The following is a 12894-nucleotide window of genomic DNA, read 5'->3' as shown; positions in this document are numbered from 1 at the left end:
CGCTGGGCTCTCAGTGGCCCGGGGCTTCCTGCTAAAATTCATCCGAATAGTATTCGGATGAATTAAGGTTAGGCCTGCCCATGAGTGAAGTCAATGCCCCTGCACGCCGCTACCACTCGCCCCGGCGGAAGGAGCAGGCAGCCGCAACCCGCGATGCCGTGCTGGCTGCCGCGCGTGAGTTGTTTGTTGGGGAAGGCTACGGTTCCACAACTGTGGCGGGCATTGCTCGGAGGGCGGGCGTCGCCGTCGACACTGTCTACGCCGCGATTGGACGCAAGCCGGACCTGCTGCGGGAAGTGGTGGAGACAGCCATCTCAGGGACCGGGCAGGCTGTTCCCGCCGAGAGCCGCGACTACGTGATTCGCCTCCGGGAAGCCGAGGGCGCGACCGAAAAGATCTCGATCTATGCCCACGCCCTGGCCGGCATCCAGCCCCGGCTCGCGCCCGTGTACGTGGCCCTGCGAGATGCTGCCGGGACCGACCCCGACTGCGCTGCGCTCTGGCGGGAGATCTCTGACCGCCGCGCAGCGAACATGCTGAAGTTTGTTGAGGACCTTGCGGCTACCGGGGAGCTGCGGGCCGATCGCCCGGCCGCAGAGCTCGCCGACGCGGTGTGGAGCATGAACGGGCCCGAGTACTGGTTGCTGCTGGTGGACCAGCGCGGATGGAGCCCGGGACGGTTCGCCGACTGGCTGGCCGATGCCTGGTGCCGGCTGTTGCTGGCGGGGGAGGCGGGCTAAGAAGCGGCAGGGCCAAGGCGGCCGGCCTGGCTGGCTGGCGCATGCTGTTCCTCGCCGCCTGATGTGCCCGGGCGCGGTTCCTTAAGTTCGATGAAGAGGCAGTGGGTAGGCGTGGTGCCGGTATTCGTGCCGGAATGTTCCTGGGCATCGAGCCAGCGGGCCTGCCCTTGGTCCAGTTTTACATCCACTTCCCGGCCTCCTGATTGGAGCCGGCGGGCGAATGAACTGAGCGTGACCATCACACTGTCCGGATGCGAATGCGTGCCGGTGCTGTCCCCTGGACCGTCGCTGTACTCAAGGACGCGGACCCGGTCGTTCTCGAAGACCAGCCGGTAATGCTGCGGATTCACTGCAATTGGATCGGCCATGGGAAACCCCTGTTTTTTATGGGACGTCCGTACCATCACGGTACGTATGTATCATAAGTCCTGTGCCCGTACGCCACAACGACAAATATCTGGAGACCGGCAGGACCCGGCAGAAGTCGCGCACGCGCGATGAATTGGTCTCTGTCCTCCGGGACTTGCTGAAGGACGGGCGGGATCCGTCTGTTGCAGAGGTCGCTGCCATTGCCGGCATCTCCCGGACCACTGCGTACCGGTATTTTCCGGACAAGGAATCCCTCCTGCACGCGGCCCTCCCCGAGACCGGGCTGGGGTCGCTGCTGGGTGAGGACCGGCCGTCGGACGTCCGCGCCCGCTTGGAGCGGACCCTTGACGCGCACTTCGACTTCATTCGGGCCTGGGAACCGCAGCTGCGGGCATCGCTGCGGCTGTCCCTGACCCCGGGCGCAGCCCGCCCCACTCTTCGCGGCGGCCGGGCTGTGGGCTGGTACCGCGAGGCCCTCTCCCCATTGGAAACCACAGGCTCCGGGATCGATACCGCCGCCTTGGCTGTCCGGCTTCGCGCGGTTGCCGGCATCGAAGCCTATGTCTGGCTGCGCGATGAGGCAGGTCTCCGGCCGGACCAGGCATTCGGGGTTATACGGGCCAACGCCCTGGACATTCTTGACGCTGCGCTCGCTGAATAGGAACACGTTGGTTGGCTACTTCAGCGACCTGTGACTTTAGGGTCATTAGCGATAGAAGCGCAGGTCAGACCTCGGTTGAACTTTCAAATACCTTGAGCTTTTGTTGACGCTTTACCCCCTCACTTCCTGAGGTTGGCCCTGCAAAGTGGTCCTCAGTTAGGCCACAGCACACCACCAAGTCTGAGGGGACACATCATGAAGAACAGTACTCTGATCAAGGGAACCGCAGCCATCGCCGTTGGCGCAGCACTGCTGCTGGGCGGCGGTGGAACCCTCGCCGCATGGAATACTGCCGACACTGCAAACCCCGGAACCATCGTCGCGGGCGACATGGACGTCAAAGCCCCCGCCGGTAAGTGGATGGCGGGTACCACTGACGTCACCTCACAGATCAATGCCGGTACCTACCATGTAGTGCCAGGGGACACGCTCACCTACACCCAGACTCTCTCGGTAAAACTGGTTGGCAATAATATGGCGGCAAACATCAGCCTGGACAAAGCCGTAGTGAGCAGCTTCACCGACAAAAATGTGAAAATCGATCCGCTGAAGCTCACCAACACGGCGGGCGATGTTCTTCCCACAACTGTGCTGTCGCCAGTAAGTGGAAGCGACACACAGACGGTCACCGCATCAACCACTTTCCAGTTCTTGAGCGCAACCCCCAACCTCGAAGACGTCAACGCTACGTACAACTTGGGCAAAGTGACATACACGCTGCAGCAGGTTGTAAAGTCCGCTTCTTAGCTAACCCGGCCCGGGCGGCCGATCGTCGCCCGGCCGAAACGGCAGGAAACAGGACCCACAGACCAGGAGGGACCCATGCGCACCAAGCGCAGGCTGCAGGCGGCGGCACTGACCGCCGTTGCAGTTGTCCTGGGCCTGTTCACGGTGCAGGGAACATACGCGTTGTGGAGCGCGGCGGCTTCGGCCTCCCCGGGGACCATCACGTCGGCCTCGTTCGACACGACGATGACCGCGGTCAACACCCGACAATCCACCACCATGACACTGTCCAACGGGGCGCCAGCAACCCTGACGTTGTCGCCCGCCGGGACCCTTGGTCCGGGCACCTCGGTCTACGGGGGAGTGGTGGTCACCAACAACACCAACGCCGGCGGCCAGTTCAACACCGCCATAACGGCAAGCCAGCCCACCATCGCGAACGTCAACGGCGGAAGCCTTGCCAGCTACGTCCGCGTCAACGCAAAGAGTGCCGCTTCCTCCACGGAGTGCAGCACCGCCACCGGCTTCGCACCGATCGGTTCTGCAGGGCTGGTCTCGCCCACGGTGCTGAAAGGCGGTTCCACCGTCTTCTGCTTCCAGATCAGCCTGGACTCCAGTGCTCCGGCCACAGTGAAAGGACAGGCAGTGAACATTTCGCTCCAGCTCACCGCACGGCAGCTTTGCGGGGTGCCCAGTGGCTGCTGACCTGACCGAACGCCCGCTTGGCCAACCTGCCGATCAGGCTCCCGGAACTGTGGCGACCACCCGCACGCGTCGACGTACCGGCCATGGTGCCTGGGCCGCCGTCGGACGTTTCGCAAGCATGGCAGCCATGCTGGTGGCCCTGTTTGCTGCCCTGGTCCTCATCGTGGTGCCGGTGGCCACGGGTTCACAGACCTACACCATCCTCACCAAGTCGATGGCGCAGAAGTACCCGCCGGGCACCTTCATGGTGATGAAGCCCGTACCGTTCGACGAGCTCAAGTACGGCGACGTCATCACCTTCCAGCTCTACTCCGGCCGGCCGGACGTGGAAACGCACCGGATTGTTGGCTTCGGTTCCACCCAGCAGGGAGAGAAGACGCTGATCACCAAGGGCGACAACAATGGCGCCAACGATGCCAACCCCGTCCGCGCCATCCAGGTCAAGGGCAAGCTGTTCTATGCAGTTCCGTATGTGGGTTTTGTGGCGAACTTCCTGGGGAACTCCGACCGGGGTACTTGGACGGTGATCGCCGCAGTCGCCTTGATCGGGTACGGGGCCATCACGGTGTACAGGTCGGTGCGCAAAACCCGGAAACGGGACGACGCCACGGACGCTGAGGCGGCCTAAATGGCACGGTTGCGGGATGTACCTGGTGCGGCGATCGCCGTCGGGGCCTTCGTGCTCACTGTGCTGCTGGGCGTTGGCGGGGCATCGGCGTCGGCCCTTTGGCAGCAAAGCGCGACGGCGACCATGACGGTCACAGCATCCGGCACCTGGTCTGCGCCTGTGTTTCCGACGCCGGTTTGCAGCGCTGGAGATACTGCCAACAAATCTGTTTCACTGGCGTACTCGGGATTTTCAGAGGCCCCGACAAAGCTCACGTTCTCGGCCGCAGGGACCAACGGGATCTACGGCACGAGCACAGACGCGTCCGGACCGTTCGGCACATCCGGAAGCGTATTGGTCTGGGGCGATTCCACCATTTTCAGCCAGATCAGCACGACGCCGGCCACGATCAAGATTGTGGCCACCTTCGCCAGTGGCCTGCAGTCAACGACAACCGTGAAAGTGAACCTGGAAATAGGTACCGGAAACAAGAAAATTTATTGCGCCTGAAGTGCCAGCTCGGCGGAAGAAGGTGCCGCTGCAACACCCCCAACGCAGCGGCGCCGCCTCCCGCCGAGCTCGCTTTCTTGTACGAGCGATGCGCATGTTCATTTCCGACGCGCGGCTGCTCCTGCGCTCCCGATATTTGGGCTGCGCTGGGGAAGATGCGCCTCGAGGATGAAGAGGCTTGTCGAGAAGGAAGATGCGCGTCGGAGCTGACTGCCGGCGTCGACAGGGAACAGCGGGACCGAAAGCAGTGAGCGCGGAAGGTGCGGCTCCGCCGGAAGGTGCGTTCCGCCGTCGTACGTTCCCTCCGTGTCAGCCGGCTGGCAGGTGAAGCCGGTCCGTACACTGGCACCATGTCATGCCGTATCAGTGAGCTGGTCCTGAATTGCGCCGATCCCGAACTGCTCGCAAAGTTCTGGAGTGACGTGCTTGGTTATGTGGAGCTTGACAGGGAGGACGGTGCGATCGAGATCGGGCCGCCGGACGCCGGGTTCGGGGGAGCGCAGCCAACGATCTTCCTCAGCCCCAGCAGCAACCCGCGCGTGGGGAGGCTTCCGCTGCACATAGACGTCAATCCGGTGGACCGGGACCAGGACGCCGAGCTGGAACGCCTGCTGGCGCTCGGTGCGCGGCCGGCGGATGTGGGGCAGACCGGCCAGGAGCAGTGGCACGTCCTGCAGGATCCTGAAGGAAACGAGTTTTGCCTGCTGCGCAAGCGGCTCGAGCCCTTGGACTAGGAACACGGGGGCAACGTCCGCCCCGGGAGGTGTGAAGGGAGTGCCTGGCGGCGCCTACTTCAAAACGCCGCCCAGGCACCTGTAACTATTCACTGCACCGCTCAAGCTAAGGGCCTCGAAATCCTCAAGGTTTGATCAAGACCTCCCCACAAAACCCTTTTTCGTGCTACTGCCACACCCGCGGGTGAATCTTCCGGCCCGCAAACCTTTCCTGCCGCACCAGTCCGGCATAGGGTTCTAGGACAGCCAGGTATCAAGCAGCAGGTGAACGGGCCGCACGATGTCCTGCACCATGGGCAGGGGCTGGAAGAGGCGCACCTTGAGCGAGTTGATGTTGCTGGCCATGAGCGGGTTGGCGCGGGAAGTCCTCGCGGCGGTCCGGAGCAGTGGGGAATACGACGTGCTGGGGATCCTGGATGACGACCCCGACCTGCTGGGCACCTCCATCGACGGTACCGTGGTGATGGGCGCAATCACCGATGCCCCTGCTTTCAGGCGGGCGCTGTTCACCGTATGCCTTCCCGGCGGCCGTGAGCGGGAGGCGCTCGTCGAAAGGCTGTCCCTCCTCGGCCTGGACGAAGACCGGTACGCCGCCGTGGTGGATCCTGGCGTCCGCGTGCCCCGGGACTCCCGGATTGGCCCCGGCAGCATTGTGATGCGCAATGCCACCATCGCGCCGCAGGCCAGCATTGGCTCCCATGTGCTCTTGAAGCCCCAAGTCAACGTGGGCTGCAGTGTCCGCGTGGGGGACTTCGCCACGCTGTCCCCCCGAGTGTCGGTGGGGGAGGGCACCCGCATCGGCCGGGCGGCAGAACTGGGCATGAGCGCCGGCGTTGGCGATGGGCCCAGCGTAGGGGACTATTCGCAGATTGGACTGGGCTCTGCGGTGCTGCAGCACGTGCCCGAGCGCGAAACCTGGGCGGGGGTGCCGGCGCAGGCACAGGGTCCCCGCGCCTGACCGGAAAACTACCGGGAACGGGAAACCCCTAAGCCCCGCCCGGCACCCCCGGGCCAGGGCCCGCACGCCCCTTAGCGGGGCCCATACCCCTTATGGCGCAGGCACAAAGAGGGCTAAGTTGTAGCTACCGATGACGGTTCCATCACCGCCCATCGCTACGGGGGATCACATGGAGCTTTTCAGCGACAAACCTGCGCTCGCCGCCGCGGCGCTTACCAGGCTGGTGGCTGCCGACGCCAAAGCAAAGGGCCGGCCGGCCGGCAGCCTCCGGGCCTTCCTGAGCGACCTGGTGGTGCGCAACGGTCCCAGCATCATCGAGGAACTGGCCATCGAGCTTGCCCGCCAGCACCTGGCCACGCTGGAGAAGCTGGCTAAGGCAACTGGGCGCCCGGCGGCCAGATACCCTGACGACATCGAACTCGCTGCTGCCATGAATGAGAGCATGGGACGCGATGCCAAGGACCTTGGTGACACCGATAACATGTGATTTTGACTTGGACGATGATTAGCGGCGCGGGCGGCACTCCAAGGTGACGCTAGCGCCGCGGTGCGTTCCGCCGTCGTGCCGCAAACGCGAACAGGGACGTGGTGGCCACGGTGGCCAGGTACCCCGCGATGACGATCAGCGAGATGCCGGCCCAGAAGTAGTTGGTGGTGCTGGTCTGCTGCCACGGGCTGGGGGCAATCATGATCAGCGAATACACCGCAACCCCCGCGGACGCCAGCCCGATCAGCACCGGCAGGGTAAGCCAGATCCGCGCGGAGCCGATGTGTTCGCCGAACCCGTCCCACTCGTTCCAGGAACCGCGCCGGAGGATCAGCCAGCCCGCCGGAATCATGAACGCCCCCACCAGCAGGAACGCCGCCACCACGTCCGCGGGCCGGTGCCACTGGTTGATCAGGGTGGATACGCCGGAGGCGATGGCGAAGGTGCCGCCGATGAAGCCCGCCATGGGCCGCCAGCGCGGGGACGCCATGAGGAAGACCGCGGCCGCGGCCGACGCCGCCAGGGTGGTGTGGCCGGACGGCAGCGAGTTCAGTTCCAGCGTCAGCACCCCCTTGTCCGGGCGCGGCGGCAGCAGGTCCTTCAGCACCTGCGTGGCCACGTTCGCGGCGACGCAGGCGGCCACGGCGATCCCGGCCTCGGCCCAGTGCCGCCGGATCACGGTGACAAACAGGACCACCACGGCGGCCATGACCAGTGAAATGGTGGGCAGCAGGTCCAGGAACTGGGTGGCTGCCTTCCCCGCCGGTCCATGGATGTCCACTGCTTCCACCAGCGCGGACTCGTCAATAAACTGGCCCGTGGCGGTCTGGACAAAGAAGTAATAGGTGGCCATCAGCCCCGCAATGCACGCTACCGTGGACAGCACGAACAGGAACGCCGAGCCCGGCGCAGGCCGGGCCGGGGTCCTGGTGGGCAGTTGCCGTGAAGAAGTCATCGCGGTTAAGGGTGACACAAAAAGCTGGAAGACCGCTCAGGAGCTGGGCCCGGCGGGCTTGATCGCGGCAAGCCGGGGGATGCTCGCGGCGGCCACCAGCAGGGCCAGTGCCCCCAGCCCGAGCGGCAGCGCCGTGGCAGTGGCGATGCCGCCCACCAGCAAGGGTCCACCGGCGTCGCCCAGTTCGCGCCCAAGTTCAGCCGAGCCCATGGTCCGGCCCATCCGCTCGGGTGGCGTGGTGTCCGCCAGGTGCGCGAAGCCCAAGGGGGTCACAGCTCCGATGCCTGTCCCGATGAAGGCCGCGGCGACGAAGATGGTGACCACTCCCGGGGCCGCCGCCACCAAACCGATCCCCGCGGCAATGAGCAGCAGGCCCGCCGTCGTGCCCCTGTTGTCGGTCACGGCGTTGCGGTCCCGCAGCCTCCCGATCCACGGCTGGGTGAGCACCGAGCCCAGTGCCACGACGCTTACCGCGGCCGTGCCCGCGAAGGCGTCCATGCCGTGCCGGGTGGCCAGTGCCGGGAGGAAGCCGACGGCGGCACCCAGCGCGCCCGTTGCGGCGGCCAGCACCAGCGTGGGCACCAGGAAACGGCGTTCACCCACCTGCCGCGCCAGGTCCACCACCGTGTACCGCTTCCGCGGCAGCGGCGCCAGGTGCGGCACGGACACCAGGACCCACACGGCGGTCGCGGCCGCCAGCGCGGAAAGCGTTCCAAACAGCAGCGGAAACCCGCCGGCCAGGATCAGGCCCGCACCCAGCGGCGGGCCGATGATGTAACCCAGGCTTTTCCAGGACCCGTACCGGCCAAAGTAGGTGCCCGCCTTTCCGCCCCGGGCCATGCGTGCCACCATGGCGGACGACGACGGCGAAAAGGCAGATGCCGCCGCGCCCTGTCCCAGCCGGGCGAGGGCAAGGATCAACGGGTCCGCGGCCCCCAGGCCGATCAGGGACAGGGCGGCGAAAGCGAAGAGTCCGCCGACGATGACGGGCTTGGCGCCGATCCGGTCGCTGAGCGCGCCGAAGACCGGTTTGAGGAACACCTCGGCCACGTCGTAGAGGGCCAGCAGGATGCCCAGGTTCAGCAGGGTCAGGCCGATGTTGCCACTCTGCGAACCGAGTCCGGCCGCGATGCTGTGGGCGCCGAAAGCGGTGACGAACCCCGCGGCGTAGAGAGGTGCCGTTGCCGGGCTGGTGGCCTGCCCAGTGGGCAGCGGCTTTTCGGGGGTCATAGTTGGGACTTTAGTGCCTTCACAAACTTGTGAAAACTTCGAAGACTTTGACCATGAACACCGTTGTCCAGACAGCGAACCTGCACAAGCACTTCGGCCGGGTCAGGGCCCTGGACGGCCTCGACCTCGAAGTCCAGCGCGGTGAAATCCACGGTTTCCTGGGCCCCAACGGCGCCGGGAAATCCACCACCCTGCGGATCCTCCTGGGCCTGGCGAGGGCAACTTCAGGCACCGCCACGGTCCTGGGCCTGGAACCCTGGACCCAGGCTGCCGGGCTGCACCGGCGGCTGGCCTACGTTCCCGGCGACGTCCGGCTCTGGCCCAATCTCTCCGGCGGCGAGACCATCGACCTGCTGTCCCGGCTCCGTGGCGGCGCCGCAGACGGGGACGCGTACCGGCGCCGGAAGGACCGGCTGTGCCAGGTGTTCGACTTCGATCCGGCCAGGAAGGGGCGCACGTACTCCAAGGGCAACCGGCAAAAAGTCGCACTGATCGCAGCCCTCGCCACCGAGGCCGATCTCTACCTCCTGGATGAGCCCACCAGTGGCCTTGACCCGCTCATGGAGGAGGTCTTCCGCAGGGAGCTGCTGGCCGCGGTGGGCCGCGGCGCCACCGTGCTGCTGTCCAGCCACATTCTGTCCGAGGTGGAGGTGTTGTGCCACCGGGTAAGCATCATCCGCGCCGGCAGAATTGTCGACGGCGGCACGCTGGAGTCTCTGCGGCACCTCACCCGGTCCGAGGTTTCCTTCGCCGCGGACGGTTTGGATCCCGAGGCCTTGGCCCGGTTGGGCGCCGTGCATGACCTGGCGGTCGACGCCGGACGGGTCCGGTTCAGCGCCGACTCGGACCGGATCGCCGAGGTGCTTCCGGCGCTGGGCGCCCTGGGCGTTCAGGGCCTTACGATTGTCCCGCCGTCCCTGGAGGAGCTGTTCCTGCGGCACTACGGGGACAGGTCGGCTGCACCGGAGCCCGATGCTCCTGCTGCCGGGGCAAACGGTCCGCGGCGGCACCTGCTGGGCGCCAGGGGACGGAGCTGACATGGAAGTCCTCCTGGTCCTTTGGCGCCAGCGGCTGCGGCGGGACCGCTGGCAGCTCCTCAGCTGGGTGGTGGCCATCGGCGCCTTCGCTTTGTTTGCGGCGGCCGCGGTCACCCAGACCTACGGGAACGTGGCCAGCCGCACCGAGATCCTGCAGGTGGCCATCGCCACTCCGGCCATCCTGATGCTCCGCGGCCTGCCCCGGGGCGCAGACCAGGGGGCGTTTACGTTCTTCCTGATCTACGCCTTCCTTGCCCTTCTGGCAGGCCTGATGAGCACGTTCCTCGCGGTGCGCCATACCCGTGCGGATGAGGAAACCGGCACAGCCGAACTGGTCGCCGCAACGCCGGCCGGACGCCTGCTGCCTGACGCAGCCACGCTGCTGCACGGCGCCACCGCGAACATCCTCGTGGCGCTCGCGGTCTTCGCGGGGTTCGCCTCCCAGGGCCTGGACCTGCAAGGTTCCCTGACCGCCGGAGCCGCAACGGGCGCCGTCGGCCTCTGCTTCCTTGGTGTGGGGCTGCTGGTGGCCCAGTTCATGGGAACCTCACGCGGCGCGAACGGCGTCTCAGCCGCGCTGGTAGTGCTGGCCTACGTGCTCCGCGGAATCGGCGACGCCATCGGAACCCCCGGTGCCAGCGGGACCACAATGACCGAAGGGCCGGCCAGCTGGTTCTCACCCATCGGCTGGGGCCAGCAGACGTACGCCTACTCCGGAAACCGCACCTGGCCGCTGCTGCTGCCGGTGGGGCTCGGCGCCGCCTGCCTCACGGCAGCTTGGCTTATCCTCCGCACCCGTGACAGTGGGGCCAGCGTCTGGGGAACCCGGCCCGGGCGCGCCGCCGCGCGGCCGGGGCTGCGGAGCCCGGTGGCCCTGGCGCTTCGGCTGCAGTCCGGGTCAATCTTTGGCTGGGCGCTCAGCGGGCTGGCCCTGGGCCTGCTGGCGGGCTCGCTCGGAAAGGCGATTGCCGCCGTCGACACCCCTGACACCAACATCACCGCCACGCTGCGCGCCATGCTCCAGTCCCAGGGCACCTCGCTCACCCAGCTCATGGTGTCGGTGCTCTTCTCGATGGGCGGGGTCCTGGCGGCGGCGTGTGCGCTCCAGGCCGTGATCAGGCTGCGGCAGGAGGAAGCGGCCGGGACCGCCGAACTCCTGCTGTCCGCCCCGGTGGGCCGCGTCCGGTGGCTGGCCGGTTACTTGTTGCTGGGCGCAGCGGCCGTGGTGCTGGTGGTGGGCCTGGCGGGAGTTGGGGCGTGGGCGACGCTGGCCGGCTCCGGCGATACCTCCATGTCCGCCGATGCCCTCTGGCAAACCGCGCTGGCGCAGCTGCCGGCGGCCCTGATCTACCTTTCCGTCCCGGCGCTGGTCTTCGTGCTGTGGCCGGCAGCGACCATCGCCGCCAGCTGGGCGCTGCTGGCCCTGGGCGTGGTGCTCGGCATCCTGGGCGGCATGCTGGGCATCGACCAGAGCCTGCGCGACCTGTCGCCCTTCGCCCATACTCCGGTCCCGCACGGGGACGCCACGGACTGGAGCGGCGCATGGTGGATGCTGGCGGTAGCCGTGGGTGCGGCCGTGCTGGCGGTTGCGCTGATGCGCCGGCGGGAGGTGGGCGCGGCATGAGCACCGACATCGGCGCATCGCTTCGGACCACGGAACTGACGGCCGCCGCTGCCGAGAGGACTGCCGCCGCCTTCGCCGCCGCGGGCTTCCCCAAGATGCCGGCCCGGACCTTGCTGGCGCTGGTGTCCTCGGAACAGGGAAGCCTCACCGCCGCAGAGCTGTCGGAGCGGCTGGGAGCCAGTGCCGCGGCAGTGTCGGGCGCGGTGCGGTACCTGCAAACCGTGGGCTTCGTGCACCGGGTCTCGCAGCCAGGAAGCCGCCGCGACCTCTACGCCCTCCATACGGATGAGTGGTACGTGGTGTCCATGCGGAACAGCCCGGTTTACGAGAAGCTGGCGGCCTTGACCGATGCCACGGCCGAAACCCTCCCCGAAGGATCGGCTGCACGGGCGCGGGTGGCCGAGATGGCCAGGTTCTACCGGTTCCTGAACTCGCGGATGCCGGGGCTGCTGGATGACTGGGAGCGCGAGCGGGAGGCCGGCAGTGACCATCATTGACAACGCTGTTTACGTCAACGGATTCCGCACCGAGGACCCGGAAGACCTGGACGAGACCTACTTCCTGCTCCGGCAGCGCGAAGGCATGGCGTGGATCGGACTGTACCGGCCGGATGCGGAGGAACTGCAGTCGGTGGGCGAGGAATTCGACCTTAACCCGCTGGCCATTGAAGACGCGTTGGCAGGGCACCAGCGGGCCAAGCTGGAGCACTACGGCGAGTGCCTGTTCCTGGTGCTTCGGCCGGCCAGGTACCGCGACGATGTGGAAAAGGTGGACTTCGGCGAAATCCACGTCTTCGTGGGTGACGAGTACGTGGTCACCGTGCGGCACGCCGAGTCGCCGGACCTGGCCAAGGTCAGGCGCCGGATGGAGGCCATGCCGGAGTTCCTGGCCCTGGGCCCCGACGCCGTACTGTACGGCATCCTGGACCAGGTGGTGGATGAGTACGAGCCCGTGGCGGCCGGCTTGGAGAACGATATTGACGAAATCGAGGATGACCTTTTTGGTGCGGACCCAGAGGTCTCCCGCAGGATTTACGAGCTCTCCCGGCAGGTCATCACCTTCCAACGGGCCACCAGCCCGCTGGTGGGGATCCTCCAGCAGCTGATGGCCGGGACCACAAACCGTCCGCTTGGCGTGGAGCTTCAAGACCACCTGCGCGATGTCCTGGACCACGTGTTGCGGCTGAATGAGCGCGTGGCGTCTTTCCGGGCCCTGCTCCAGAACGCGCTCGCCGTCAATGCGGCCCTGGTGGCCCAACGGCAGAACGACGAGATGCAGCGGATGACCGAGTCCAGCTTTGAACAGAACGAGCAGGTCAAAAGGATTTCGTCCTGGGCGGCGATCCTGTTTGCCCCCACCCTGGTGGCGTCCATTTACGGCATGAACTTCGCCAATATGCCCGAGCTGGGCTGGACGTACGGCTACCCGTATGCGCTGGGCGTGATGGTGGCCATGGGACTGGTCCTCTACCTGGCGTTCAAGCACAACAAGTGGATTTGAAGCAGCTTCCCCTAAAGAGGTCCTTTCAGCTTCATGGCCTACCATGGGCTC

General features: G+C 66.4%; 16 protein-coding genes. 13 read left to right on the top strand and 3 right to left on the bottom strand.

Going from position 1 to position 12894, the window contains the following annotated elements:
• Window positions 1–80 precede the first annotated feature (80 nt).
• The gene (locus ACIGJD_RS15110; protein WP_483686864.1) at window positions 81–740 is read left to right on the top strand and encodes a TetR/AcrR family transcriptional regulator; all 660 of its coding nucleotides are present in this window, start codon (window positions 81–83) and stop codon (window positions 738–740) included.
• On the opposite strand, the gene ACIGJD_RS15105 is transcribed toward ACIGJD_RS15110, so the two are convergent.
• On the bottom strand, window positions 737–1108 hold the full coding sequence (locus tag ACIGJD_RS15105; protein ID WP_483686863.1) for a cupin domain-containing protein: 372 nt from the start codon (window positions 1106–1108) through the stop codon (window positions 737–739). The genes ACIGJD_RS15110 and ACIGJD_RS15105 overlap by 4 nt on opposite strands.
• A gap of 62 nt (window positions 1109–1170) precedes the next feature.
• On the opposite strand from ACIGJD_RS15105, the gene ACIGJD_RS15100 reads away from it, so the two are divergent.
• The 8 genes from ACIGJD_RS15100 to ACIGJD_RS15065 all read left to right on the top strand — a co-directional run bounded on the left by ACIGJD_RS15100 (window position 1171) and on the right by ACIGJD_RS15065 (window position 6497).
• Window positions 1171–1770 carry a TetR/AcrR family transcriptional regulator gene (locus ACIGJD_RS15100; protein WP_483686862.1) on the top strand — a complete coding sequence of 200 codons (600 nt, stop codon included), beginning with the start codon at window positions 1171–1173 and terminating at the stop codon, window positions 1768–1770.
• A gap of 195 nt (window positions 1771–1965) precedes the next feature.
• Window positions 1966–2517, top strand: coding sequence for an alternate-type signal peptide domain-containing protein (locus tag ACIGJD_RS15095; protein ID WP_483686861.1), 552 nt, complete (start codon window positions 1966–1968; stop codon window positions 2515–2517).
• A 75-nt stretch (window positions 2518–2592) separates the two neighbouring features.
• A complete protein-coding gene (locus ACIGJD_RS15090) occupies window positions 2593–3201 on the top strand; it encodes a hypothetical protein (RefSeq protein ID WP_483686860.1) in 609 nt (202 codons plus the stop codon).
• Window positions 3191–3829 carry a signal peptidase I gene (locus ACIGJD_RS15085; protein ID WP_483686859.1) on the top strand — a complete coding sequence of 213 codons (639 nt, stop codon included), beginning with the start codon at window positions 3191–3193 and terminating at the stop codon, window positions 3827–3829. The genes ACIGJD_RS15090 and ACIGJD_RS15085 overlap by 11 nt, the downstream gene beginning before the upstream one ends.
• Entirely contained in the window at window positions 3830–4318 is a 489-nt protein-coding gene (locus ACIGJD_RS15080; protein WP_483686858.1) for a hypothetical protein, read from the top strand.
• Window positions 4319–4668: 350 nt separating this feature from the next.
• Window positions 4669–5052: a VOC family protein gene (locus ACIGJD_RS15075; protein ID WP_483686857.1), complete on the top strand. Its 384-nt coding sequence runs from the start codon at window positions 4669–4671 to the stop codon at window positions 5050–5052.
• A gap of 343 nt (window positions 5053–5395) precedes the next feature.
• Complete coding sequence (locus ACIGJD_RS15070; protein ID WP_483686856.1) at window positions 5396–6010, top strand: LbetaH domain-containing protein; 615 nt, start codon at window positions 5396–5398, stop codon at window positions 6008–6010.
• Between the two features lie 169 nt (window positions 6011–6179).
• Window positions 6180–6497: a hypothetical protein gene (locus tag ACIGJD_RS15065; RefSeq protein ID WP_483686855.1), complete on the top strand. Its 318-nt coding sequence runs from the start codon at window positions 6180–6182 to the stop codon at window positions 6495–6497.
• Between the two features lie 49 nt (window positions 6498–6546).
• Here the strand turns inward: ACIGJD_RS15065 and ACIGJD_RS15060 are convergent, their stop codons facing one another.
• Entirely contained in the window at window positions 6547–7452 is a 906-nt protein-coding gene (locus ACIGJD_RS15060; protein ID WP_483686854.1) for a phosphatase PAP2 family protein, read from the bottom strand.
• A 36-nt stretch (window positions 7453–7488) separates the two neighbouring features.
• A complete protein-coding gene (locus tag ACIGJD_RS15055) occupies window positions 7489–8682 on the bottom strand; it encodes an MFS transporter (protein ID WP_483686853.1) in 1194 nt (397 codons plus the stop codon).
• Window positions 8683–8735: 53 nt separating this feature from the next.
• Between ACIGJD_RS15055 and ACIGJD_RS15050 the strand changes: the two genes are divergently transcribed.
• The 4 genes from ACIGJD_RS15050 to ACIGJD_RS15035 are packed head-to-tail and all read left to right on the top strand — an operon-like array spanning window position 8736 to window position 12843.
• Window positions 8736–9719: an ABC transporter ATP-binding protein gene (locus ACIGJD_RS15050; protein ID WP_483686852.1), complete on the top strand. Its 984-nt coding sequence runs from the start codon at window positions 8736–8738 to the stop codon at window positions 9717–9719.
• A gap of 1 nt (window position 9720) precedes the next feature.
• Window positions 9721–11343, top strand: coding sequence for an ABC transporter permease (locus ACIGJD_RS15045; protein WP_483686851.1), 1623 nt, complete (start codon window positions 9721–9723; stop codon window positions 11341–11343).
• A complete protein-coding gene (locus tag ACIGJD_RS15040) occupies window positions 11340–11840 on the top strand; it encodes a GbsR/MarR family transcriptional regulator (RefSeq protein WP_286398466.1) in 501 nt (166 codons plus the stop codon). The genes ACIGJD_RS15045 and ACIGJD_RS15040 overlap by 4 nt, the downstream gene beginning before the upstream one ends.
• Window positions 11827–12843: a magnesium and cobalt transport protein CorA gene (locus ACIGJD_RS15035; RefSeq protein WP_483686850.1), complete on the top strand. Its 1017-nt coding sequence runs from the start codon at window positions 11827–11829 to the stop codon at window positions 12841–12843. Before ACIGJD_RS15040 ends, ACIGJD_RS15035 begins: the two co-directional genes overlap by 14 nt.
• The last annotated feature ends 51 nt before the right edge of the window (window positions 12844–12894 follow it).

The organism is Arthrobacter sp. E1SS-5 (assembly GCF_057073715.1).
Note: the sequence above shows the minus strand (reverse complement) of the source record. Positions and strands in the feature narration are given on the sequence as shown.

Excerpts from the sequence above, each read along its gene's own strand:
- ACIGJD_RS15110 (WP_483686864.1), top strand. The coding sequence starts at position 81 with ATGAGTGAAGTCAATGCCCCTGCACGCCGCTACCACTCGCCCCGGCGG.
- ACIGJD_RS15105 (WP_483686863.1), bottom strand. The coding sequence starts at position 1,108 with ATGGCCGATCCAATTGCAGTGAATCCGCAGCATTACCGGCTGGTCTTC.
- ACIGJD_RS15095 (WP_483686861.1), top strand. The coding sequence starts at position 1,966 with ATGAAGAACAGTACTCTGATCAAGGGAACCGCAGCCATCGCCGTTGGC.
- ACIGJD_RS15090 (WP_483686860.1), top strand. The coding sequence starts at position 2,593 with ATGCGCACCAAGCGCAGGCTGCAGGCGGCGGCACTGACCGCCGTTGCA.
- ACIGJD_RS15080 (WP_483686858.1), top strand. The coding sequence starts at position 3,830 with ATGGCACGGTTGCGGGATGTACCTGGTGCGGCGATCGCCGTCGGGGCC.
- ACIGJD_RS15075 (WP_483686857.1), top strand. The coding sequence starts at position 4,669 with ATGTCATGCCGTATCAGTGAGCTGGTCCTGAATTGCGCCGATCCCGAA.
- ACIGJD_RS15070 (WP_483686856.1), top strand. The coding sequence starts at position 5,396 with ATGAGCGGGTTGGCGCGGGAAGTCCTCGCGGCGGTCCGGAGCAGTGGG.
- ACIGJD_RS15065 (WP_483686855.1), top strand. The coding sequence starts at position 6,180 with ATGGAGCTTTTCAGCGACAAACCTGCGCTCGCCGCCGCGGCGCTTACC.
- ACIGJD_RS15060 (WP_483686854.1), bottom strand. The coding sequence starts at position 7,452 with ATGACTTCTTCACGGCAACTGCCCACCAGGACCCCGGCCCGGCCTGCG.
- ACIGJD_RS15055 (WP_483686853.1), bottom strand. The coding sequence starts at position 8,682 with ATGACCCCCGAAAAGCCGCTGCCCACTGGGCAGGCCACCAGCCCGGCA.
- ACIGJD_RS15050 (WP_483686852.1), top strand. The coding sequence starts at position 8,736 with ATGAACACCGTTGTCCAGACAGCGAACCTGCACAAGCACTTCGGCCGG.
- ACIGJD_RS15045 (WP_483686851.1), top strand. The coding sequence starts at position 9,721 with ATGGAAGTCCTCCTGGTCCTTTGGCGCCAGCGGCTGCGGCGGGACCGC.
- ACIGJD_RS15040 (WP_286398466.1), top strand. The coding sequence starts at position 11,340 with ATGAGCACCGACATCGGCGCATCGCTTCGGACCACGGAACTGACGGCC.